At 44.9% G+C, this 22,460-nt stretch carries 21 protein-coding genes; 8 read left to right on the top strand and 13 right to left on the bottom strand.

Annotated elements, in window-relative coordinates; all coding sequences use genetic code 11:
* Window positions 1–6: 6 nt before the first annotated feature.
* The 3 genes from ACSX1A_RS07880 to ACSX1A_RS07870 form a co-directional block, all read right to left on the bottom strand.
* Window positions 7–459, bottom strand: a complete 453-nt coding sequence (locus ACSX1A_RS07880; protein ID WP_439883077.1) for a ferritin-like domain-containing protein — start codon at window positions 457–459, stop codon at window positions 7–9.
* A gap of 81 nt (window positions 460–540) precedes the next feature.
* Window positions 541–1,773 (bottom strand): NAD(P)/FAD-dependent oxidoreductase, encoded by a 1,233-nt coding sequence (locus ACSX1A_RS07875; protein ID WP_439883076.1) that lies wholly within the window; start codon window positions 1,771–1,773, stop codon window positions 541–543.
* Between the two features lie 112 nt (window positions 1,774–1,885).
* On the bottom strand, window positions 1,886–2,713 hold the full coding sequence (locus ACSX1A_RS07870) for an SDR family oxidoreductase (RefSeq protein WP_439883075.1): 828 nt from the start codon (window positions 2,711–2,713) through the stop codon (window positions 1,886–1,888).
* Between the two features lie 93 nt (window positions 2,714–2,806).
* Here ACSX1A_RS07870 and ACSX1A_RS07865 point away from each other — a divergent pair, with 93 nt between their 5' ends.
* Complete coding sequence (locus ACSX1A_RS07865; protein ID WP_439883074.1) at window positions 2,807–4,264, top strand: phytoene desaturase family protein; 1,458 nt, start codon at window positions 2,807–2,809, stop codon at window positions 4,262–4,264.
* A 153-nt stretch (window positions 4,265–4,417) separates the two neighbouring features.
* Complete coding sequence (locus tag ACSX1A_RS07860) at window positions 4,418–5,305, top strand: DNA/RNA non-specific endonuclease (RefSeq protein WP_439883073.1); 888 nt, start codon at window positions 4,418–4,420, stop codon at window positions 5,303–5,305.
* A gap of 54 nt (window positions 5,306–5,359) precedes the next feature.
* Here the strand turns inward: ACSX1A_RS07860 and ACSX1A_RS07855 are convergent, their stop codons facing one another.
* The gene (locus ACSX1A_RS07855; protein ID WP_439883072.1) at window positions 5,360–5,761 is read right to left on the bottom strand and encodes a nuclease A inhibitor family protein; all 402 of its coding nucleotides are present in this window, start codon (window positions 5,759–5,761) and stop codon (window positions 5,360–5,362) included.
* 122 nt (window positions 5,762–5,883) lie between these two features.
* Between ACSX1A_RS07855 and ACSX1A_RS07850 the strand changes: the two genes are divergently transcribed.
* Together ACSX1A_RS07850 and ACSX1A_RS07845 are read left to right on the top strand one after the other, a co-directional pair.
* Window positions 5,884–6,759 (top strand): SDR family oxidoreductase, encoded by an 876-nt coding sequence (locus ACSX1A_RS07850; protein ID WP_439883071.1) that lies wholly within the window; start codon window positions 5,884–5,886, stop codon window positions 6,757–6,759.
* 184 nt (window positions 6,760–6,943) lie between these two features.
* Window positions 6,944–7,474: a COG4315 family predicted lipoprotein gene (locus ACSX1A_RS07845; RefSeq protein WP_439883070.1), complete on the top strand. Its 531-nt coding sequence runs from the start codon at window positions 6,944–6,946 to the stop codon at window positions 7,472–7,474.
* Window positions 7,475–7,497: 23 nt separating this feature from the next.
* Here the strand turns inward: ACSX1A_RS07845 and ACSX1A_RS07840 are convergent, their stop codons facing one another.
* The 4 genes from ACSX1A_RS07840 to ACSX1A_RS07825 all read right to left on the bottom strand — a co-directional run bounded on the left by ACSX1A_RS07840 (window position 7,498) and on the right by ACSX1A_RS07825 (window position 12,910).
* Window positions 7,498–8,688: a dipeptidase gene (locus tag ACSX1A_RS07840; protein ID WP_439883069.1), complete on the bottom strand. Its 1,191-nt coding sequence runs from the start codon at window positions 8,686–8,688 to the stop codon at window positions 7,498–7,500.
* A 225-nt stretch (window positions 8,689–8,913) separates the two neighbouring features.
* Window positions 8,914–9,417 carry a YkgJ family cysteine cluster protein gene (locus ACSX1A_RS07835; RefSeq protein WP_439883068.1) on the bottom strand — a complete coding sequence of 168 codons (504 nt, stop codon included), beginning with the start codon at window positions 9,415–9,417 and terminating at the stop codon, window positions 8,914–8,916.
* Window positions 9,418–10,063: 646 nt separating this feature from the next.
* Entirely contained in the window at window positions 10,064–12,352 is a 2,289-nt protein-coding gene (locus ACSX1A_RS07830) for a S46 family peptidase (protein ID WP_439883067.1), read from the bottom strand.
* Window positions 12,353–12,505: 153 nt separating this feature from the next.
* Complete coding sequence (locus ACSX1A_RS07825) at window positions 12,506–12,910, bottom strand: YkvA family protein (RefSeq protein ID WP_439883066.1); 405 nt, start codon at window positions 12,908–12,910, stop codon at window positions 12,506–12,508.
* A 257-nt stretch (window positions 12,911–13,167) separates the two neighbouring features.
* Here ACSX1A_RS07825 and ACSX1A_RS07820 point away from each other — a divergent pair, with 257 nt between their 5' ends.
* Window positions 13,168–13,746 carry an SRPBCC family protein gene (locus ACSX1A_RS07820; protein WP_439883065.1) on the top strand — a complete coding sequence of 193 codons (579 nt, stop codon included), beginning with the start codon at window positions 13,168–13,170 and terminating at the stop codon, window positions 13,744–13,746.
* A gap of 114 nt (window positions 13,747–13,860) precedes the next feature.
* Here ACSX1A_RS07820 and ACSX1A_RS07815 read toward each other — a convergent pair whose 3' ends face one another.
* Window positions 13,861–15,294, bottom strand: coding sequence for a PhoH family protein (locus ACSX1A_RS07815; RefSeq protein WP_439883064.1), 1,434 nt, complete (start codon window positions 15,292–15,294; stop codon window positions 13,861–13,863).
* 299 nt (window positions 15,295–15,593) lie between these two features.
* On the opposite strand from ACSX1A_RS07815, the gene ACSX1A_RS07810 reads away from it, so the two are divergent.
* Window positions 15,594–16,061: a toxin-antitoxin system YwqK family antitoxin gene (locus ACSX1A_RS07810; RefSeq protein ID WP_439883063.1), complete on the top strand. Its 468-nt coding sequence runs from the start codon at window positions 15,594–15,596 to the stop codon at window positions 16,059–16,061.
* Here ACSX1A_RS07810 and ACSX1A_RS07805 read toward each other — a convergent pair.
* Complete coding sequence (locus tag ACSX1A_RS07805) at window positions 16,058–16,702, bottom strand: AlbA family DNA-binding domain-containing protein (RefSeq protein WP_439883062.1); 645 nt, start codon at window positions 16,700–16,702, stop codon at window positions 16,058–16,060. The genes ACSX1A_RS07810 and ACSX1A_RS07805 overlap by 4 nt on opposite strands.
* A gap of 125 nt (window positions 16,703–16,827) precedes the next feature.
* The gene (locus tag ACSX1A_RS07800) at window positions 16,828–17,202 is read right to left on the bottom strand and encodes a DUF3127 domain-containing protein (RefSeq protein WP_439883061.1); all 375 of its coding nucleotides are present in this window, start codon (window positions 17,200–17,202) and stop codon (window positions 16,828–16,830) included.
* Window positions 17,203–17,375: 173 nt separating this feature from the next.
* On the opposite strand from ACSX1A_RS07800, the gene ACSX1A_RS07795 reads away from it, so the two are divergent.
* Entirely contained in the window at window positions 17,376–18,314 is a 939-nt protein-coding gene (locus ACSX1A_RS07795) for an isoaspartyl peptidase/L-asparaginase family protein (RefSeq protein ID WP_439883060.1), read from the top strand.
* A 4-nt stretch (window positions 18,315–18,318) separates the two neighbouring features.
* Here the strand turns inward: ACSX1A_RS07795 and ACSX1A_RS07790 are convergent, their stop codons facing one another.
* Window positions 18,319–19,215, bottom strand: a complete 897-nt coding sequence (locus tag ACSX1A_RS07790; RefSeq protein ID WP_439883059.1) for a cyanophycinase — start codon at window positions 19,213–19,215, stop codon at window positions 18,319–18,321.
* 362 nt (window positions 19,216–19,577) lie between these two features.
* On the opposite strand from ACSX1A_RS07790, the gene ACSX1A_RS07785 reads away from it, so the two are divergent.
* Window positions 19,578–20,078 carry a ferritin-like domain-containing protein gene (locus ACSX1A_RS07785; protein WP_439883058.1) on the top strand — a complete coding sequence of 167 codons (501 nt, stop codon included), beginning with the start codon at window positions 19,578–19,580 and terminating at the stop codon, window positions 20,076–20,078.
* A 169-nt stretch (window positions 20,079–20,247) separates the two neighbouring features.
* On the opposite strand, the gene ACSX1A_RS07780 is transcribed toward ACSX1A_RS07785, so the two are convergent.
* The gene (locus tag ACSX1A_RS07780; RefSeq protein ID WP_439883057.1) at window positions 20,248–22,050 is read right to left on the bottom strand and encodes a M1 family metallopeptidase; all 1,803 of its coding nucleotides are present in this window, start codon (window positions 22,048–22,050) and stop codon (window positions 20,248–20,250) included.
* Window positions 22,051–22,460 lie beyond the last annotated feature (410 nt).

Below are 22,460 nucleotides of genomic sequence, written 5' to 3'. Positions count from 1 at the left end.
AAAGTACTACCTCGACTTTGCCGCGTCGCGTAGGGTCTTAATATGATCGTGGGCATTTTTAATATCCTCGTACTGTTGTTGTACAATCGCCTTTAAATCTCCTGGCAGATCCTTTTTCAAGGCATCCCTGTAAGAGCTAACGGCATAATCCTCGCCACGCTCGCATTCCTCCAGCACACGGGTTCTGTCTTTAGATGACAAGGCAGACTTAAGATCGATCCAGGCGCGGTGAAGGGTACCCTCAACTGAGCTTGATTCTGTGTCAGTATGGCCCATTTTGTGTAGCTGGTCCTGGAGTTCTGTGATCATACTATCACGCTGTACAGCATATTTTCTGAAGAGGTCCTTCAGGTCCTGGTCTTCTACGTCCTCTGATGCAGTTTTATATCCTTTTGCACCATCCTTGCATCTTTCGATCAGATGGTGAACAGTTGAAAATACTTCTTTATTGATCTCCATAGTTTTACAATTTTTATTTCTAATATGCAGATGTACTGATACTGATTAAAAATTGTTGCCTCAGGCCGGGTAACTTCTTGATTAGCTTTTAGCTATGCCTATTGATGAGCCGGCAATGAATCCGGTGGTCCAGGCGGCCTGAAAGTTAAATCCACCGGTAATACCATCCACGTCAAGCACTTCACCGGCAAAGAAAAGCCCGGGGTGTAGACGGCTCTCCATGGTTTTCATGTTCACCTGCGGCAGACCAACGCCACCACAGGTCACAAACTCCTCTTTAAAAGTTGTTTTCCCTTTAACCTCAAAAGGTCCGCGGTGGAGGGCTTCAACCAGCTTGTTCGTATTCTTGCCAGGCAGCTCAGACCAGCGGGTCTGTTCCGGGATCTCAGCAAGTATAGTTAATGCTTTCCAGAGCCGTTGAGGCAATCCAAAGAGCGGGTTGGTACTTACGATTTTTTTAGGATGCGCCTGCCTGTACTGCTGTAGCTGCTCCCTTAAGCCTTCTTCTGTATATTCCGGGATCCAATTTATCAAAGCAGTAAAAGTATATCCTTGGTCATGGAAAAGGCGTGCTCCCCAAGCAGATAGTTTCAGGACGGCAGGGCCGCTATAGCCCCAATGTGTGATAAGCAAAGGTCCTTCATACTCCAGTTTCTGACCTGCTATCCTGACTTTTGCTTTAGGTACTGCAACTCCCTGCAGTTCTTTGAGGGCTGAATCAGGTACGTTAAAAGTAAACAGGGAAGGCACGGGTTCTTCTATAGGATGCCCGAGGGCGCGTAGCCAGTCATAGCCGCTCGACTTCGGGTGACCACCAGTGCTGACAAGTATTTTGTCAGCCATTATTGTTTCGCCGGTATTCAGCTCCAGAACAAAACCAGTTCCAGTGTCAGCTTTGGGAGTAATCCGCTCTACACCGGCACCAGTCCTGATTTGTACCCCTACACGCCTCGCTTCCTGCAGCAGGCATTCTATGATCGTTTCAGAAGAATCTGTAACCGGGAACATGCGTCCGTCAGCTTCTGCTTTCAGGCGTACTCCCCGGGCTTCGAACCAGGCCACTGTTTCAGCAGCACCAAACTGTTTAAATGCTTCTTTCAGTTGCCGGGCCCCACGGGGATAATTTTGTGAGAATACAGAAGGAGTAAAGCAGCTGTTTGTAACGTTACACCGGCCTCCACCGGAGACCCGGACCTTAGAAAGTAATTTATTTGACTTCTCGAGCAGAAGCACCTGTGCCTTTGGATTCAATTGTGCACAGGTAATGGCACCAAAAAAGCCTGCCGCCCCACCACCAATTACTACTACTTTCATAAATGCTATTGCCTGTTTCTGTATTTATACAACCTGTTACTCTTCGGGTAAACGGTACCTCTTAAACTTTTGAGATATACATTTATCTGTGCAGGACCAGGATGCAAAGATACTAAAAGAACGCCATAGGGTCAGGGTGCAGGAAAACATAAGCCAGGTCATCTTTTAATTTCTGACAATTGACCAGCTTAAAATGTGTGGCATCCATGTCATCAAACGACGGAGGGGTAAGGCCAAGGCTTTCAGCGGCCCTGGTGAAGAAAACTTTCCGCATAGGGTGCTGATCGGCACAGGCATTATAGGTTTTACCCCATTTCTGCTGTTCTATTATGCGTTTCAGAATTGCCAGGCAATCATCCAGGTGGATCAGGTTTACCGGTGCGTCTCCGTTGGGCAGGTTCTTTTTACCGGCCAGAAACCGGCCTGGCTGTCGTGTGCCGCCAACCAAACCCCCAAACCTGACAATGGTCGTCACCCACTCGCCACGCTCCTGGAACAGCCTTTCAGCCTGTAGCAGCATGTTGCCTGGTTCAAGCTCATCTGTAAAGCTGATATCCTCCTCCGTAACAACCCTGTTCAGTTCCTGATATACTGAAGTGGAAGAGACAAACAACAAGCGGTTAACAGGTGAGTCTAACAGCGCCTTGAGCAAGACATGCATCTGGTGCAGATAACTTTCTCCACCGTCAGAGCGCAGTTTTGGAGGGATGTTCAACACTAGTGTTTCAGCATCTAAAAACTCTGTCAAAGTATCTTTGGCAGAGTTTTCGTCCTGGAGGTTAAGCAGGAAAGGTTCTATGCCTTTTGATCGGAGCATGTCTAGTTTATCAGGAGTGGTCGTTGATCCTTTTACAGTATAACCTGACTTTACCAATTCCTCTGCTAATGGCAGACCAAGCCAGCCACAACCTAAAATACTGATACCCTTTTCTTCGCCCATTTTATGACTCGTTTTTACAGTGTTTCAACAAATATAAGCTGTAACGGTTTAAGCTAACAGTAGTTTGTAAACTAGATGTAAGTAATAGTAAACATGGAATATGATGTGGTGGTGGTGGGTTCAGGGTTTGGCTCGCTTACAGCAGCGGCTTTGCTGGTGAGCAAAGGGCTTCGGGTATGTGTGCTGGAGCAGGCAAAATATCCTGGCGGCTGCTCCTCCTCGTTCAAGCGCAAAGGGTATTTCTTTGAGACAGGTGCCACAACTCTGGTTGGCCTTGACGAGCACATGCCCCTGCGCTACCTGTTAAATAAGACGGGTATTGAACTGCAGGTCCGTAAACTTGAACCATCTATGCAGGTGCATTTGCCAAACGGCGATGCAGTGGTTCGATACAGTGATCTGGAGAAATGGATATCAGAAGCGGAGCGTGCTTTTGGTGCACAAGGCCAAAGGGCTTTTTGGGAACACTGCTATAAGATCAGTAAATCCGTCTGGCATACTTCACTGCAGCAGCTTAATTTTCCATTTTCCGACACAAAAGATTTTCTATCCGCCGTGTTCCATGCAAGGCCTTCACAGGTTAAATTGCTCCCGGCAGCATTCCGTACGATGGAGGATGTGCTGCGAAAATATGATCTGCTTGACAACCGCTTATTCGTTGATTTTGTAAATGAGCAGCTGTTGATCACGGCACAGAATTACCTGCATGAAGTAAATGAGCTATTCGGTGCCACGGCTATCTGTTATACCTTGTTTGGCAACTACTACATTGACGGGGGACTGATAAACCTGGTCAATCCGGTGGTGGAGTATATTCAGCGGAACGGCTCAACGATAAAGTATGGGCAGCAGGTAAAAAATATCTCGCCCCGTACAAACGGCTATAGCATTCTGACAAAAAAAGATACTTTCGAGAGTAAATTTGTGATCAGTGGTATCCCGCTTAACAATACCCTTGAAATTTTTGAGGATAACGTTTTGCAACACAAATTGCAGAAATATGTGATGCCTTCTGAGAAACTGAATGGTGCATTTACCATGGGGCTGGTCCTGGATGGAAAGCAGCTTCCTGCTATTCTGCACCACCAGGTACATGTGCCTGAAGGTCTTCCGGTAATTGGCAGTAAAAGCATTTTTATCAGTTTCAGTCACCCTCAGGATTCGCTTCGTGCACCTGCAGGGGAGGTGGTTGCCAGTATCAGCACTCATGTACCGCATCCGGAAGGTAATTATATTGCTGAGAAACAAATAATTGAGGATGCCATTTTGCTTGCTTTGGAAAAGAATGGCTTGCTAAAACCAGAACAGATCAGGTATAAGCAGTCTTCAACCCCTGGTGCCTGGATATTCTGGACAAAACGCGCATTCGGAGCGGTAGGTGGGTATCCGCAGTATAAACAGGTAAAGCCCTGGCAAATGAAAGATGCACGCTTAGATCATAAAGGGGCTTATGTATGCGGCGATACCGTTTACCCGGGCCAGGGAATTCCCGGCGTTTGCCTGAGTGGCATCATCGCTGCCAATAAATTGTTACAGGATCATTCCTATTAATTTTGACCCGTAACTGGTACGAATATAGGATTTAAACTTGTTGGTTTATAGTGGTTTAAATAAGTTTTTGACTTTCAAAAAATATTACATTCCGATAACACAAATCTCGATAACACCTGGCATATTTGAGTATCTATATAACTATATATGTCTATGTTAAAACATTTACAACGCATGATGTATCTGTCCGTGGTTGGATGGATGCTGGTTTCCTGTTCGCAGGAAAATGTTACGCCGGAAGTTACTACACAACGTGTAGGCAGCATAGGCATTGTCGCGAACGCTACTGCCACGCAGGATGGTAATCTGGCGATGGGTAACCCCAGTGGGGCAGGTACGAGTTACTCCAACTACCTGATCAGCAAATCCCAGTATTCTATGTCGTATAACAGCTACCGGGGCACCCCCAACTGGGTTAGCTGGCACCTGAGCAGCGCATGGTTAGGCAGTGCTCCCCGCCAGGATGATTTCCGTGCTGACAACTCGTTACCCACTAGCTTTTACCGGGTAACCCCAACTGATTACACCAACAGTGGCTTCGACAGAGGGCACAACTGCCCATCCGCTGACCGCACCTTAACGGTAACGGACAACTCAGCTACATTCCTGATGTCGAACATGATTCCACAGGCACCCAACAACAATCAGAAAACATGGGCAAACCTGGAGAACTATTGCCGTACGCTTGTGAGCCAGGGCAATGAACTATATGTGATCATGGGCAGCTATGGTACGGGTGGTGATGGCACCAACGGCTACAAAACAACGCTTGCCAACGGCAAAGTAACTGTACCGAACAGGGTTTGGAAAGTAATCGTGGTTTTGCCAGTGGGAACCGGTGATGCAAGTCGCGTAACGAGCAGCACACGGGTTATTGCTGTAGATACCCCGAACTCCAACTCTGTTAGCAGCACCTGGGGCAGCTACCGGACTACCGTAGATGCTATTGAGGCAAAAATGGGTTACAACCTGCTTTCCAATGTTTCGAGTTCAGTGCAGAGCGTAATAGAGGCTAAAGTTGACAATGGCCCAACACAGTAAGTAAAGGATTTTAATTTGTAAAAAAGCCGCTCCTTAACCATGGAGCGGCTTTTTTTATGTTTCTACTACCAATGTTTTGAGCCCGGCATAATCACCATCTTCCGTACGGCCGATCAGGTAAACCGGCATGGCTGTATCACTGATCTTGTAAGCCTTCACATCTTGTAACAGCTCCTTTAGCTTTGCCTCCAGCTTTTTAAATTTATCAGCATTTTGCTTTTGCACCTGGTCCGCATTAGGGTGCGGGTTCTTCATCCGGTGCAGGAAATCATCTACTGATAACACCTGCACTTTTGTGCCCCCTGGTTTTCCGTCCCATTCCACAACCGTTTCCTCATCAAAAGGCTCTTCCGGTTTCTCGTGATAATAAAATTCAAATGTGGCATCTGTTTCACTTAGCATTTGCAGGCCTTCGCTGGCTTCCATTAACTGCTGTTTTATTTTGTCGATGTTCATGGTAATGGCAATGAGTTATGTAAATATTGTACCTAAACTACATATATAATTCCTGTATATACTTATCTTTATCTTAATGAGGTCGTAATCTAAAACCTGACAATTTATAAATTGCTATACGTATGATAAAAGCAGAACCAATGTTAAAAGAGGGTGCTCTTAAAGATAAAACCATAATTGTGACTGGTGGTGGTACGGGACTGGGCAGATCTATGGTTAAATATTTTCTGGAGCTAGGGGCACAGGCTGTGATTTGCAGTCGCAAACTGGATGTTTTAGAGCAGACCGCAAAAGAACTGGAAGAGGAAACGGGTGGTACTGTATTACCCATTGCCTGCGATGTGCGAAAGTACAATGAGATTGAAGCGATGCTTGAGACAACCCTGAAACGCTTTGGCCGCGTGGATGTGCTGGTAAACAATGCTGCAGGGAATTTTGTGAGTCCTACAGAGCGGCTGAGCCACAAGGCATTTGATGTGGTGACTGATATCGTATTGAAAGGGAGCTACAACTGCACGCTTGCGCTGGGTAAGCACTGGATCGAACAGAAACAGGAAGCCGCCATACTTAATATTGTTACGACCTATGCCTGGACCGGTTCCGGCTACGTAGTGCCTTCTGCCTGCGCAAAAGCGGGTGTACTGGCCATGACACGCTCACTGGCATCGGAGTGGGCCAAATATGGCATACGTTCAAATGCTATCGCCCCAGGCCCATTCCCGACAGAAGGAGCCTGGACGCGCCTGTTCCCGAAGCAATTAGCTGATCAGCTTGATCCGTTAAAACGCATACCTGTTGGTCGGTTTGGTGAACACCAGGAGTTGGCAAACCTGGCAGCCTATATGGTATCTGATTACGCCTCTTTTGTAAATGGTGAGGTTGTGACAATAGACGGAGGGGAATGGCTGTACGGTGCAGGAGAGTTTAATGCATTCGACCAGATACCGCAGGAAATGTGGGATGCTATGGAGAAGCAAATGCGCGGTAAAGGTCAGTAACATTCGTTTTACACCTGTTAAATCAAAAGGCCAGAATTTATTTCTGCCCTTTTGATTTATAAACCGTTTGCATCGATCAATGGGTCAAATCGCTATCACTAAAGTATAAAGCTTTAATAGTTAAACATCTAACCTACTTGTTTGGTATACTTTATAACATGTGTAACAGGCAAAATATTAAACTATGGAATTAACTAAATTATTAAGAAACAGCAACTTCACTTATTCACTAAGTTTAACTCTGGTGTGCTGTCTGTCCCTGCTCTTTATGGTTGCCTGCAGCGGCGAAAACAATACCAGTGTCATCTCAAAGGTAGAGCCTGAAACAGAGGAAGTTGTAGCTAACGAAGGTGCCAGAGTTGAAACGCGGTCAACGGAAGCACTGGGAGCCTACTTAACAGATGCAGAAGGACGTAGCCTGTACATATTTGAAGGAGACACAGCGATGCAGAGCAATTGTTATGATGATTGTGCAGCGGCCTGGCCTCCTTTTCTGTCAGAGGGTACTGCTGAGGCAGGAGTTGGCGTAGAAGCGGCTATGCTTGGTGCCATAAAGCGTAAAGACGGGTCTACGCAGGTTACCTATAACGGTATGCCGCTTTATTATTTTATTAAAGACGCAGAGGCAGGCCAGACTAATGGTCAGGAAAAAGAAGGCTTTGGTGCAGAGTGGTACCTTCTTACTCCAAAAGGAGAGAAAGTACACGCTGAGTAAGGTTATAAAGGTATAACTGGGGGTTAATTTGTTGTGTTTGCTTTAAAAACTCTTAGCAAATTACCCCCCAACACCTTTTTCACATCTTCAGGGCTATAGCCTCGTGCCAATAGCTCTTTTGTGATCACCGGGTAATCCTGTACGCCATCCAGTTGTTGCGGTGTAGAAGTTATCCCGTCAAAATCAGAGCCCAAACCCACATGATCTATCCCTACTAGTTTTACGATATAATCCAGGTGGTCAAAAAGTATGGACAGGGGAGGGCGTATGGCCTGCGTTTCTGCTGGATAAAGGGTCTTCATCCGTTCTGAAATGTTGGAGCCAGACCAGCCTAAAGCGTTCAATGAGTCTAGTTCCGCTTTGTGTCTGTTGGTGAAAATTTGCTGCCTTTTACTATACTCAGGATCAAGGAAGCCTGAATAAAAATTCAATTGTATCACTCCGCCATTTTTGGCAATAGCTTTTATCTGATCATCTTTCAGGTTGCGGGATACTGGGGCAAGCTGGTACACATCGCTATGAGATACGAGTACCGGTTTGTTAACGATGTTCATGACATCCCAAAATGTTTGCTCTCCTACATGGCTCAGGTCAACCATCATCCCGAGTTCATTCATGCGCTTTACTACCTGCTTACCAAACGCTGAAAGTCCTTTTTCTGAGTCGGACACAGTACCAGCTGTTTCGTCGGCTGCTGAAGAAGCCCAGGGAGTAGAGTTGTTCCAGGTGAGGGTCATGTAGCGAGCACCTTTGCTATAAAGGGTGTCCAGTTTGCCAAGGTCATTGTCGATCATATGACCACCTTCCACACCGATCAGCGAAGCCAGCTTTTTCTGCTTTACTGCTTTCATAATGTCATCATAAGAAGTGGCAAACATCATCTGATCTTTATTTCGGGCTATAACAGCTTTCAACGTATCTATCTGTGCTACGGCAAAGGCATAATTCCCTGTCTCATCGCTCCATACTGAGAAAAACTGAGCATCCACACCACCTTTTTTAAATCGGCCCAGGTCCGAGTGTGTTTTTCCTAGCAAATTTTTGCTGATATCCATCCCCTCTAAAATGGAAATAAGAACATCGTTGTGGGTGTCAACCACTATGGCCTCCTGGTGTAACTTTTTATACGCCTGTGCGCCAGCAGAATTAATCGTACCTAGTAATGTGGCTACTACCAGTGTACCTTTTAATAAATTAGCTGTTCCTCTTTTCATGATCTGCTTGATTGGATACTCTCCTTAAATGAAGGTAAAAATAATTTTATGCCCTGAATTTTTACTTTAATAACAAATAATTCCGGTATAGATAAACAGAGCAGATGGTGGTTTATATACGATCACTCATTTAATTCTCATTTAGCAACTGTTTTCGGGTTACAAAACCATGCCTTTAAAAGAAGTTAGGGGTGTTCTTTTTGTAAAAATAATGTACTATAAAAATTAAAATATCGGGACTTCAAATTCTTCTGAAAGCAGTTTGTTAAGTTGATTGAGTTCCGTTCTCAAATCTGCATGGTTTTCCTCCTCCAGGGATTCTGATTCTTTTTTCAGCAACAGATTATTTAACTCAACCATTTTAAAGTAAAATGACTGCGATCGTAGTTCAAATGGTAGCACCTCTAATTTTTTTTCTATGGATGCCTGTAATTGAATAACCTTCTTGATCATTTCACTAGCCGTAGCAAAGTCTAACTTCTTCTGCTCGAATGATGTTAATAGGCCGCATTTAAATTTAGCACACTGTTTCGGTCTGTTGGCGTAAATAGTGCATCCATTACAAAACTTAGCACAGGGTTGTAGAAAGAATCCGATCCCATAAGCTTCTTCTATATCCATTAGCTTCTTTATTTGAGGTAACTCTTCCTGATCTAGCTGAACAAAGCCAATAACAGTACCCTCGCAACATAAGCCACACGACAGACAAAGATTTGATGAATCACTCATGGTTTAAAAACTTAACCGTTTCTTTAAAAGATTTTTTTAGATATTATATTCGATTGCTGCACCCTGTTTAAGCTAAGTTTTTTAATAAAATGCCTCTTAGTATATTTTCTGGTGAGACTGTGCTGTGGCAACCTGTACACTGGGAAAAAGGGCAGCTGTTAAAATACCTTTAAAGACGGAGCAGCTTTTTTTTCATTTGATGCTTTTTTGTCGGATGTAGGGATTTGAGCAACTTACAGGATGCAATGTTTAAGATACGCAATAATCTTCACTTATACTTGTTTCTACGGTAAACCAAGCGGTATTTAAGTGCTTTATTAAAAAGTGTTATGATTTATGCTTGGTTTGGTCAGTAGATTATTTCAACGTAAATGCTCCCGCACGAGCTTCGCATCACCTCAATTGGTGCTTCAAAAACCGCTAGACCGCTAGTGCAGGAGCATTAAAGTTTTGGCGTATGTTTAAGTGGTGGATACAATTCTCTGTGGTCTGAATAATTTTACCCCCTTTTCGGAAAAGGAAGAAGGTGAAGTTTAATCTGCGTCTTTTTATAAAAGTTGAGAATGCATATGAGTAATCACCAGAACACAAAAAGGCCCCACCTATAGGATAGATGGGGCCTTTTTGTGTAAGGAATGGTTAAAACTTATAGTGCGTCAGCAGCAGCTGTATCCTTCTTCTTGCTCTTTTTCTTTTTAGCCTCTTTAGCTGATGCCTCAGCTTTAGAACGACGAGCATCTACTTGTGGAAGGCCAGAAGTATCGTCTGTTACCAGCGTCATTTCTTCTACCAGGTGGCCGGCACCTGCAAACTTATCAACCACGAACAATACATACCGGATGTCCACAGCAATGTTACGCACCTGATCCGGGTTGTACACGATGTCGCTCATGGTACCTTCCCAGTTTCTATCGAAATTTGTACCAATTAGTTGCCCGTTGGCATTGATAACCGGAGAGCCGGAATTACCACCTGTTGTATGGTTAGAAGCGATAAATGCTACGGGTAGCTTACCGTTCACGCCATAGCGGCCATAATCTTTCTTCTCATACAGCTCCTTCAGGCGGGCAGGAATGGCATAATCCTCGGCGGCACCAGATTCAGCTTTTTCTATAATACCTTCCAATGTGGTATAATACTTATACTTAACGCCATCCACCGGCTCATAAGGCTCTACTTTACCGTAAGCAACACGCAGGGTAGAGTTAGCATCCGGGTAGAACTTCTTGTCGGTCTGCATTTCGCGCAAGCCGGCCATATACGTTCTGTAAAGCAGGTTCAGGTTATCGTTTACCTCGTTGTAAGTAGGCATCACATTTTTGCTGTAGTAATCCGAAATGCTGCTTGCCAGTTGTAAGGCTGGGTCATTTTTGAATGCATCTTTTTTACCAGCCTTAACGTCGGCCAATGCTTTCTTTACGCCAGCCTCAGATGTAAACACAGACTTACTGAAAACATCCTCTGCATACTTATTAAAGTCGCCTTTATACTTGCTGCGCACCATTTTGAACACCTCCGGATGCAGCTTCTGATCAATGTTGTTATAGTACAGGCTTAATAAAGCGGCAAACACCTTTTTATCACTCGGAGCGTTGTAGTCTTTATAAAATCCGGGTACAGTTTTATCCAGTTTCGCTACCTGTGCATCTATCTCGTTCTGCGGTGCCTTTGCCTCCAGCATTTCCTGCAGCTTGGTAAAAGTGTTCGCAAATTTCACGATCTCTACACCGTAGGCTGCTTCGGTTATATAATCACGGGAAATGGTGATGCCATCCAGTGCTTTGTAGTTCTTCTCGAAATCTGCCAGCAGAGTACCATACTTGGCCTGACGTGCAGGGTTAGCGGTTACCCAGGCAGCAAACTGCTGCTCCTGCTTCTGCTTTTCTTCTATTGCGTTTGCCTTTTTGATGCCACGGTTCTCACCGATCCATTTTTTCCAATAGTTGGCAATGCTCGCATACTTGGCAGCATACTGGATGCGTACGGCGTCAGAGGCTTTCATGTCCTTGTCCAGGATGTTCAGCTTTGTTTCGCGGATATTGATCTTGGCAGGGTTAGATACTTCGTAGATCTCCTGTACTGCCTGCGAAGTCAGGTACTCATTTGTGCGGCCCGGAAAACCAAATACCATCGTAAAGTCACCTTCCTGTGCGCCTTTCATCGAGATGGTCAGGTGGTGCTTTGGTTTGTACGGCTTGTTGTTCGGTGAATAATCAGCTGGCTCGTTGTTAGGTCCGGCATATACACGGAAGATGGAGAAGTCGCCGGTGTGTCGTGGCCACATCCAGTTATCCGTATCGCCACCAAATTTACCGATAGAGGATGGGGGAGCACCTACAAGGCGAACATCACGGAAGGTTTCGGTGATGTACATGTAGTACTCGTTGCCATAAAAGTACGGTTTGATAACCGCATCGAAGTGCGTACCGGCAGTAGACTCTTTCCGAACCTTTGCCATGTTGCGCTGTATAATAGCCTCACGTTCAGCCTCTGTTTTGGCGTTGACCGTACCATCCATGATCTGTTTGGTAACATCCTCCATACGAATGATGAAAGTAGCGGTCAGCCCTGGGTTTGGCTTCTCCTGGTCGCGGTTCATCGCCCAGAAACCATTCGTCAGGTAATCGTTCTCTACTGTGCTGTGCTGCTGAATAGAGCCATAACCGCAGTGGTGGTTCGTTAACAGCAATCCCTCAGGCGAAATCATTTCGCCGGTACAGAAACCTCCAAAAGACACAATGGCATCTTTCAGGCTGGACTGGTTTATACTATAAATGTCTTCGGCAGTGAGCTTCATGCCCTTTTGCTGCATCTCCGACTCGTTAAGCTGCTTTAACAGCATAGGCAGCCACATCCCTTCGTCGGGGCGGGCAGTTGAGATGCCTAAACTGATACATGCAGCCGCAAATAAGGAAACTATGCGCTTGCTGATCATTGAAAATTGATTTTGGTAGATAAAATTAGCGGCTGAAGTTACGCAATTTTACCAAAGGAAGGGAGGGTTGTATAGCTGGAAGTTGAATAATTGAATTTTGAATTTATGGAATTGATGCATTCCATAAATTCAAAATTCAATTATTCAAACTTATTAAAAAGAGCCAATGCGGTAATGGTCAAAGTTCTGGTCTGCTTCCCAGTCTGTAAACTTGGTGATCTCTTTATGAAAAGCATCAATAAACCAGGCCATCAGGCTAAGGTCGTCCAACAGGCCGATGCCCGGTATAAAATCAGGAATAATATCCAGAGGCGTAACCAGGTACAAGAGCACTGCCACACCCACGATCATCGATTTTTTAGAAACGTTGCGGTAGTCGCCATTTACATAAGCCTTTACCAGCCTGATCAGTGTTAAGCCGGCATTCTTCAACTGCTGAAACCCGCTTTCTCCTCTTTCTACATCCACTAATTTACCATAAGCGGTGGTGAGGAGCAAGCCAACTTTCACAGGTTTTGTCAGTAATCCGCCTGCCTTGCCCATGTATTTCTTAAACATGGGGTTTTGGGAGAATTGCAGGCCTTTGTGTATCCAATCGTTTAGCATATGTTCTATATATTTTAGTCTCAATATGTATCTCTACGTCAAACAAAGCTTTTAAGCTGTATTAACAGTTGTTGCTTCAGGTTTCGCTAATTTAGCGCTAAAAATATTTTAGCATGAGTTCTTGTTTCATAGCTAAAAGCTCCTTTAAATTAGTGTACTTTTACCTGCATATAATACAAGCTAATAATAAGCGATTTTTCTATACAAATATGAATCTGCTAAAGATAGTGCCATTGTCCTGTGTTGCTTTAGGGGCTGCTGTTTATGGGGCTTCTTTTTTGCTGCCAACTGAGCTGCAGCTGGAGCATACACTTGTATTGGAAGCGACGCCTGAACAGGTATACCACTTATTAAATAACCCGACGGAGTGGGAAAAATGGAGCCCGGTAAACAAAACTACAGATCCATCGATGATCCGCTTATTTGGAGGACCAATGGCTGGGGTAGGGGCTAAAATGAGGTGGAGTGGGGATGAAGTCGGAAATGGTGAAATTGAACTAACAGAGAGTACGGAGCCAGCCTCTGTTGCATATAAAGAGATTTTACCTGACGAAGCAACGATATTGGAAGGGAGTTTCAGGTTGGCAGCTGTAGAGGGTGGAACTGCTATCTATTGGACTCAGAAAGCGCAGCTACAGGATAAGCCTCTTGCAAAATTGAAAGGTGCATGGTTAAAGTATAAACGGCAGACTGAGTTGGAAGAGGGGCTATTGCGGTTAAAGACGTTGCTGAAGAAGAATGATTCTAAAAAAGGAGCTAAGCGAAGTATAGCGTCTTCTTTAAATTAGTATATGTGTCTATAACAATCACTACTCAGGTGATTTTTGCCGCCTGAAGAAAAGCCTGCCCTGCCTGGTTTTTCTTCAGGCAGGGCAGGCTAAACGAGATAGGCATTTAACTCTTTACAACAACTCATTCGCCAGGTTAGCCAACTCAGACCGTTCCCCTCTTAACAAGGTGATATGGGCGTAAAGCGGGTGGTTCTTGGCTCTGTCAATCAGGTAAGAGAGGCCATTGCTCTGGGAGTCAAGGTATGGTGTGTCAATCTGGTAGATATCTCCGGTAAAGATGATCTTGGTGTTTTCACCTGCACGCGATATGATGGTCTTCACCTCGTGTGGTGTCAGGTTCTGTGCCTCATCCACGATAAAGTAGATATTTGATAAACTTCGTCCTCGGATATAGGCCAGTGGTGTGATCATAAGTTTTTCCAGCTCCACCATGTCCCGAAGCTTCTGGTATTCTTTGCTGGTTTCCGAAAACTGATTCTGGATATACTTCAGGTTATCCCAGAGGGGTTCCATGTAAGGGTTCAGTTTCGATTTGATATCTCCCGGAAGGTAGCCGATATCTTTGTTGCTAAGCGGCACTACCGGCCTTGCCAGGTATATCTGCTTATAATCACGGCGCTGCTCCACTGCTGCGGCCAGTGCCAGCAAGGTTTTACCTGTTCCGGCTACCCCCTGTACGGTTACCAGCTTTATCTTTGGGTTTAGCAGGGCATGTAAGGCAAAAGCCTGTTCTGCATTGCGGGGTTTTATCCCAAAAGCATTCTGCTTATCTACCCGTTCCAGTTGTTTATCGGCAGCGTTATAATAAGTGAGCGCGGAGTTTTTAAAACTTTTTAAAATATAGAAATGGTTGTCTGCCGGTGGCTCCTGCAATACCTGGCCTATCTCGCAATAGCCTTTCTCATAAATGGCATTGATGATATTGGCTGGTACTTCATCCAGGGTATCACTGCCTGTGTATAGCCCCGCCACATCCTGAATTTTGCCGGTCTCGTAATCTTCCGCTACCAGGTTGAGGGCCCTTGCTTTCAGGCGCAGGTTAATATCCTTGGTTACAAGTACAACTTTTTGATCCGGCCTTTCCTTTTGCATCAGCAGCGCAGAATTAAGGATCCTGTGGTCGTTCTTGTCACCGAAGATCTTCACGGCATCCAGTACCTCAGCGGTATCATTCATCAACACTTTAAAGGAGCCTTTCTTCTTACCATTTAAAGGCAGCCAGTCCTGTAGCTTGTGCTCAGAAGACAATTTATCAATGAAGCGGATAAACTCACGGGCTTCAAAGTTTTTGATGTCATTTCCTTTCTTAAAATTATCAAGTTCTTCCAGTACTGTGATCGGAATGGCCACATCATGTTCCTGAAAATTCTGGATAGCACTATGGTCATAGAGGATAACTGATGTGTCCAGCACAAATATCTTCTGTGGCACTGTTTCAGATTTTATCTTTTTAGAGATATTTGATGTTTTGGCCTTGCTGCCGTTTTTGGAAGGTTTAGCGATGTTCTCGGTAGCTGCTTTTTTTGTAAGGGTAGCCATAGGCATTGGGTTTAGGGTGAAACCGTCTGTAAAAAGCGAATAGGTACTTGGTAAGCGAAGCTTCCTGCCTGGCAGGTGAGCATGTCAGTATTTACGATTATTTTTTATCAGGGTCTGATAATTATCACCCGGATACCTGGAGCTTTTTCGGATGGCTGGGCCACCTTTTTAACTATAAATAAGTAGTACCTTGATTTATAAAACTTTATAGGTGAAGATATGTACAACTAAGAAATTAGTTATTAAAATTATTTTTTTAAATTGCCGTGAACCGGGGTTGTAATTTTAATTTTTATCTGATATCCATGAGAAGATACTTATTAGTCATTGCCATCTTTGTTTTTCCTTTTTTGTCGGTGGCACAGCAGCAGCATGAAGGTGGCTTTTGGTTTTTCAGGACTAACCGTTTTGACAAAGAAGGAAATTACCACGGCCGCTGGAAAGTGTACTTTGGAGAGGACAAGGTTTTGATCAGAAATGGCAGGTTCCGGCATGGCAGGGAAGTGGGTATCTGGAAGTATTACTACCCGGATGGCTCCCTGTATATGAAAGAGAAGTACAGCCGCAGATCTGAATTTATTGCTGTAGAGAAATACCATGAAAATGGCAAAATTGCCAGAAAGGGAAAGGCCTTGCTGATGCGAACCGCCTTAATGGACCGATATTTCTGGACTGGTGAATGGCAGGTTTTTGATGAAAATGGTACGTACAGTCATTCGGAGGTTTACAGGCACGGAAACTTAATCGAAAAAAAGATGTCCGGTAAGCTTTAGCTAAGTGTATAGTAGGCTTCCTTTTCTTTATCGTGCAGCCGGATGTAGCCGTGTAATACCAATTTTACCAGCGTGCGATAAGCTCTTCGTTCTGAGAGGTTGGCAGCTTTCATGTACTGTTTCAGGGTTACCCGCGGATGTTCCTGCAAATAATTCAGCAAAATATGTTCGTGTTTTTGCAGGGGGAGCTTTTCGAAGGTTTCGGTTTCCTGCTGCAATACCTTGTTTACCATTTTACTGGTCTGTACACTCGTATCCTTAACGCGCACATACCCTCGCCAGTCATCGTCTTTTACCTTAGCGAAATGAGGCTTTTGAGAGCTCTCCGGCACCGTTACAATAAGTACTGTCCGATTGTCACTATCCACCTCTTCGTAATGCAGCTTTACCGGCGGATCGCAATAAAATGCTGCAGCCTGATCCAGCGTATGCTTTTCTTCTTCCGGATCTATCCCGCAGATATAGCCACTGTCTTTAACGCCGATCAGCACCATCCCTCCCCGGGTGTTTGCAAATGATACTAAGGTCCGGGCAATTTTCTGTGGCTGCGTTACACGTTGCTTAAAGTCAACAGTATCGTTTTCACCTCTGAGTATAAGGCGCTTTAGTTCTTCGAGGGGGTTGTAGGCTGTATTGAGCATCTGTAAAATGGCATAAGAGGCAATAGCATTTGGCCGCAGTTTTACTTACGCAATGTGAGCTTTATAGTCACAAAAAAAGCGAGCATTACGCTCGCTTTTTGATCTTGTAAATACCTTTTTATCGCTTAGAAAGGCAGGTCGTTGTCAGCATCGCTGCTGTAGAAAGAGGGCGCGTCCTGCTGCTGCGGAGCACCTGTAGGAGCGCCGAAGTTATTGCCTGCCGCTGCTGCTTCTATTCTCCAAGCCTGCAAGTTTGTGAAATACATTGTCTGGCCATTCTTTGTGAAGGGCTTACCAGTCAGGTTAAACGTTACTTTTAGTTCGTCACCGTTCTTAAAGGAGTCAAGCAGGCTGCACTTGTCTTGCGTTAACTGAAACTTTACATACTGAGTATAAGAACCATCAGGAATCTCCAGCACAAACTCACGCTTCTTGAATTTATCACTGATCTGCTGCTCTTCAAATGCCTCGTAAAGCTTTCCTTGGATATCAAACGACATAATTACTTTGTTTACTATAGGTTATATGTATAAGAACAAAGATAACTATTTTCCGGATGAAATAGGTCCTTTTGGCGGCAGTAATTCTTTTAAAAATTGAGTGTTTTACGCTAAACACGAACAGCAGCATAAGCACAGGCGTAAGCATTAAAAAAATGAATGAGATAACCAATATGAAAAATATAGCGATTGCCATACACGGTGGGGCGGGTACGATAACCCGGGCTTCGTTAACCCCGGAGCAGGACACCGCCTACAGGGCTGCTTTAGAGGAGGCCGTTGCGGCAGGGCATAAAGTACTGGCAGATGGAGGCTCTGCCCTTGATGCTGTAGAACTGGCTGTAGTGCACCTGGAAGATACACCATTGTTTAATGCAGGCAAGGGCTCCGTTTTTACAAAAGAAGGAAAGCATGAAATGGATGCCGCCATCATGTGTGGCAAAACCCTGGGCGCAGGAGCTGTGGCGGGTGTTCACAGTATCAGAAACCCAGTGAAGCTTTCCCGTGCCGTGATGGAGTTATCAGACCATGTAATGTTAAGTGGCTACGGAGCAGAGGAGTTTGCCATTAACCATGGCCTGGCCTTTGCGCCAGAGGACTACTTCTTCGATGCATTCAGGTATAAGCAATGGGCGGAGGTACGTGATTCCAATATTTTTATGCTGGACCACACGGTTAACGTTGATGAGAAGTTCGGAACGGTGGGCGCCGTTGCCCTTGATCAGGAAGGAAACATTGCCGCTGCGACCTCAACAGGTGGCATGACCAACAAGCGGTATAACCGGATCGGTGATTCGCCTATTATCGGTGCAGGAAACTATGCTAATAATAAGACCTGCGCCATATCCTGTACCGGGCACGGAGAGTATTTCGTGCGGGCTGTGGTGGCGTATGACGTTTCCTGCCTGATAGAATATAAAGGGTTGACCCTGCAGCAGGCATGTGAGGAAGTGGTCATGAAAAAGCTGGTTGCTTTTGGCGGGGAAGGAGGCTTGATTGCCGTTAACGCTGCCGGTGACATTGCCATGCCGTTCAATTGCGAAGGAATGTACCGGGCAAGTATAAAAAATGATGCGAAAGCGACCGTAGACATCTACAGGGATGAGAATTAGAGCATCAGGGGAGTTGCCTTTCCTGTACACGGGCCTGTCGCACGGCTTCTGCATCTTTAAAGAAGATCCGTTCCTCGATGTCGTAGATGTTTCCTTTTGCTAGCACATGCATCACCACATTCTCGATGGCGACAGGTCTGCCTTTCTCTACTTCTGTTATGTTAGTATAGCCAACCTGATGACCATCCACGATCACTACCAGGTTGGAGCCTATGGTCTCTACCATGTGCCCCTCCGTGATCAGTACGCCTGTGTCTTCACCTAACCCTATTCCTACTATTTTAGTGTGTGTTACCACTGCCTCAATCAGCCTCCCGAAGCGGCCCCTGGTTACAAAATGCGTGTCGATAATTACCTCGTCAATCAGGTCAAGGCCTTCGCCTACTTTTACAGAACCGCGTAGCAGTGATTCAGGTGCGCTGCCACCTTTGATCATGACCTTTGACATAGCCATGGCACCGGCGCTGGTGCCGGCAATAACAAATTCCTCGTTTTGGTAGCGGTCTATTAGAATTTCGAGTATCTCGGTGTTCCTGAAAATTCGTGCGATACGTGACTGATCCCCTCCGCTGAACATGACACCATCAGCCTTCCTGATACGCTCAATATAAGCACGTTCATGAGCCTCCTCTTCCTCGCGTATGTGCATCATGTTAGCATTCTCGCACCCCAGGATACCGAAGGCACTGGCGTACCGTTCCCCAACTTCAATCGGTATCATAGATGCCGTGGTTATAACTTCTATGTGGGGCTTCTTGTTGGGTATCTCCTGCAGGAATCGTTTTAAGATGCCCAGTTCAAAAAAGTCGAGGTAGTACTTCTTTTTAGATTTAGGGTTTGGGTAGGTTCCTTTATCTTCATTGCCTCCAACTGCGATCAGTTTTCCTTTTGGTTTGTTCACTTTTGGTAAAATTTATATTCGGGTACTGTATGTTGGCTAAATGCTTTAAATCATTTACCGTTGCTACCGGTCAATCGTTACAGCTTCATCAATAGGATTACAGTTTTGAGCAAAATTCGTTTCAAATAGCTGGAGGAGCTTTTCATAAGCAGTGGTTTTTAAGCCATATATAAGACTTTCTGTATAATTTAATTTGTCTATATAGTATTGTATATATTATATAATATTTGATCATACTATAAAATCAGGCACGTTTACCTAATTAAATTAATATTTTATTAAACCCCGGAATTAACCTGTCGTATAGATAGCCACGAGTAAATTGAGAATACTTTATTTTGAACGCGTAACCTTTCCAAGCTATGAAACTTAACAACTTAAAAGACCTTTTTATCCACGAATTGAAAGACCTGTATAATGCAGAGCATCAGATTTTGAAGGCAATGCCTAAGATGATTGACGCAGCTGCGGCAGTCGAGCTTAAGCGGGCACTAAAAGATCATTTGCGTGAAACAGAGACGCAGGTCGAACGCCTTGATAAAGTTTTCAAGATGTTGGATGAGAAGGCAACTGGCGAAAAATGTAAAGCAATGGAAGGGATAATCAGAGAGAGCGATGAGATGATCAGCCAACGGGCTGATAAGAACGTCATGGATGCTGCTCTGATATCAATGGCACAGCGTGTAGAACATTACGAAATTGCTGGGTATGGTACCGTTTGTACCTATGCCAAGCAACTCGGAATGCATGATGTGCTTGATCAGCTTCAGATGATCCTGAGCGAGGAGAAAAAAGCAGATGAAACGCTGACTTACATTGCAGAACACAACATTAATATGAAAGCCGAACACAACGCAAAGTAGAATTCCTGCTTTGTAAGCGATACTGAAAAAAACTCTGTCCTTTCGCCTGGCTTACCCAAGCAGGCTATGAAGGCGACAGAGTTTTTCGCTTTCAGGAAAATCAAAAAGGGCCGGCTGCAACTGCAGCCGGCCCTTTTACTTATGTTATTCTATCTTATGTTATTCTATTTTACTTCAGGAGTTCATCCAGAGTAACCGTGGATACGGCATGGTAGTTTGGCCTGGCTTTCGCGTAAATGGCCAGTGCCTTTTTCTTGCCTTCCGGCGTAGCGATCAGGGCTTTGTAAATTGGTACCAGGAACTTGCGCCTTCCAACGTTTGTCAGGAATGTTTCCAGGGCCTGATCAGCTGTGGTATAGTTGTTACGTATGGCATGCAGGAACCAGGCAGCTAGTACCTCCGAATTACCCGAATTGGTAAAATTAAAAGCTTTGTCCAGTTCTGCCATCTGTTGCTGGCTCATCTGCGCTGGCAACAGCCTGATAAAATGGAGCCACTCGTGGCTCGACCAGTCTTTGGTGCTAAGTTCTTTTGCAGGCTTACCGTTTTTCCAGGCTGTATATGCTTCCTCCACTTTAGCGAACCGCGATGATGTTGGTTTAACAAAGCCATCGGGCAGTCCGGGGGAAAATACCCAGCCTTCAATGTTGATCTTCTCAGCCAACTCGTCATCACCCTTGATCAATTCTTCGCGCAGAAAGCTCAGGAACTTTTCCGTATCAGTGCTCTGGAAAGCAAATGTGCTGAAGTACTTGTTCAGGAAAGCATCAAATTTCTCACGGCCAACGGCACGTTCTATGTTAACTAAAAAGAAATTACCTTTTTCATAGGCAATGTCCGTTAAGCCTTCATCCGGATCGCGGCCTTCCAGGTCAAGCTTCAGCCTGGTGTCTTCGCTGTCTGCCCCAAGCTCATTTAAGGTATTGGTCAGATCCTGGTAACCGAGTACCTGTAGCATGTCAGCGTACTCTTTGCCGTACAACTCTTCCATTATCCGGCGCTCAAAGTATACTGTAAACCCTTCGTTCAGCCAGAAGTCATCCCAGGTGCCATTGGTCACCAGGTTACCGCTCCAGCTGTGCGCCAGTTCATGTGCGATCAGGCTGGTTAACGATCTGTCTTTGGCCAGTACGGTAGGCGTTACAAAAGTCAGCCTTGGGTTTTCCATTCCGCCAAACGGGAAGGAGGGAGGCAGAACCAGCAGGTCGTAACGGTCCCAACGGTATTTACCATAAAGTTTTTCCGCTGCGGCCAGCATTTTATCCATCTCAGCAAACTCGTAGGCAGCAGCGTCTATGGTGGCGGGTTCTGCATAAATACCTGTTTGCGGACCGATCTTCCGGAAAGTAAGATCACCTACTGATAGTGCCATCAGGTACGATGGGATGGGTTGCTTCATCTCAAAATTATAAATACCTGTGGTGTTCTTCTGCGTAGGATTCTCCGCACTCATAACTGCAAGCAGCTCCTTCGGTACTTTAACTTTTGCGTTATAAGTTATCCTGATTCCCGGGCTGTCCTGTATTGGTATCCAAGTGCGTGCAAGTATGGCCTGCGATTGTGTGAAAAGAAAAGGATACTTCTTACCTGCCGTCTGTTGAGGGTTAAGCCACTGAAGGGCAGCTGCCTCAGGTGTGGTCTTATACTTAATCGTTACTTTCTTTGTATCAGGTTTGATCTTTACAATCAGAGGCTGGCCTAAAAACTCTTTCTTGTCACCTAATTCAAAAGACGTTTCCTGCAGCTCATCTCCAAGGTATACCTTTTCTATCTGCAGGTCCCGGGTGTCAAAAATGATCTTATCCGTACCTGTCAGGTTCTCGATGTTATAAGTAGCCGTACCGCTTAAGATCTTTTGGTCGAAATTAACGTCAATATCCAGGTCGAGGTGCTTGGCTACTGCCTCTGAAGGTCTGGCAAAACTGTGTGTGTCTCCAGGAGCGCGCTCTGCTGTGCTTTGTTCTGTGGTCATAGTTTGGTCATCTTTAACTGGTTGTGATGTACAGGAGGCTAAATGTAAGCTTCCTGCCATGCTTAAACCAAGTAAGCAACGTCGGTATAGTTTCATAAGTTTTATAAAGTCTTTTGTGGTAAGATAGGCATTCTTGCTTAATCAGAAAAACTGCCCGAAAAGCAAAGCCAACAATTACCTGACACGGTTTTTGTATGTAAAGTGTTATAAAAGCAGCTAGCCAGGTCTTTGTCAAGCCTGTGTATGCTTCTGGCAAACGTTACACAAGGATATGTACAGGCTTATAACATTTTGTACTGTTTTAAAGTACATATAGCTATATATGCAATTGGATCAATAAAGATTTAATTTATTTGTATTAAACAAAGAATCCGATTGTGCTTTATAGGCAGTTAACTTGTCTTAAAATC

It is taken from the genome of Pontibacter sp. MBLB2868, from assembly GCF_051904785.1.
Classification (GTDB): Bacteria; Bacteroidota; Bacteroidia; order Cytophagales; family Hymenobacteraceae; genus Pontibacter.
Note: the sequence above shows the minus strand (reverse complement) of the source record. Positions and strands in the feature narration are given on the sequence as shown.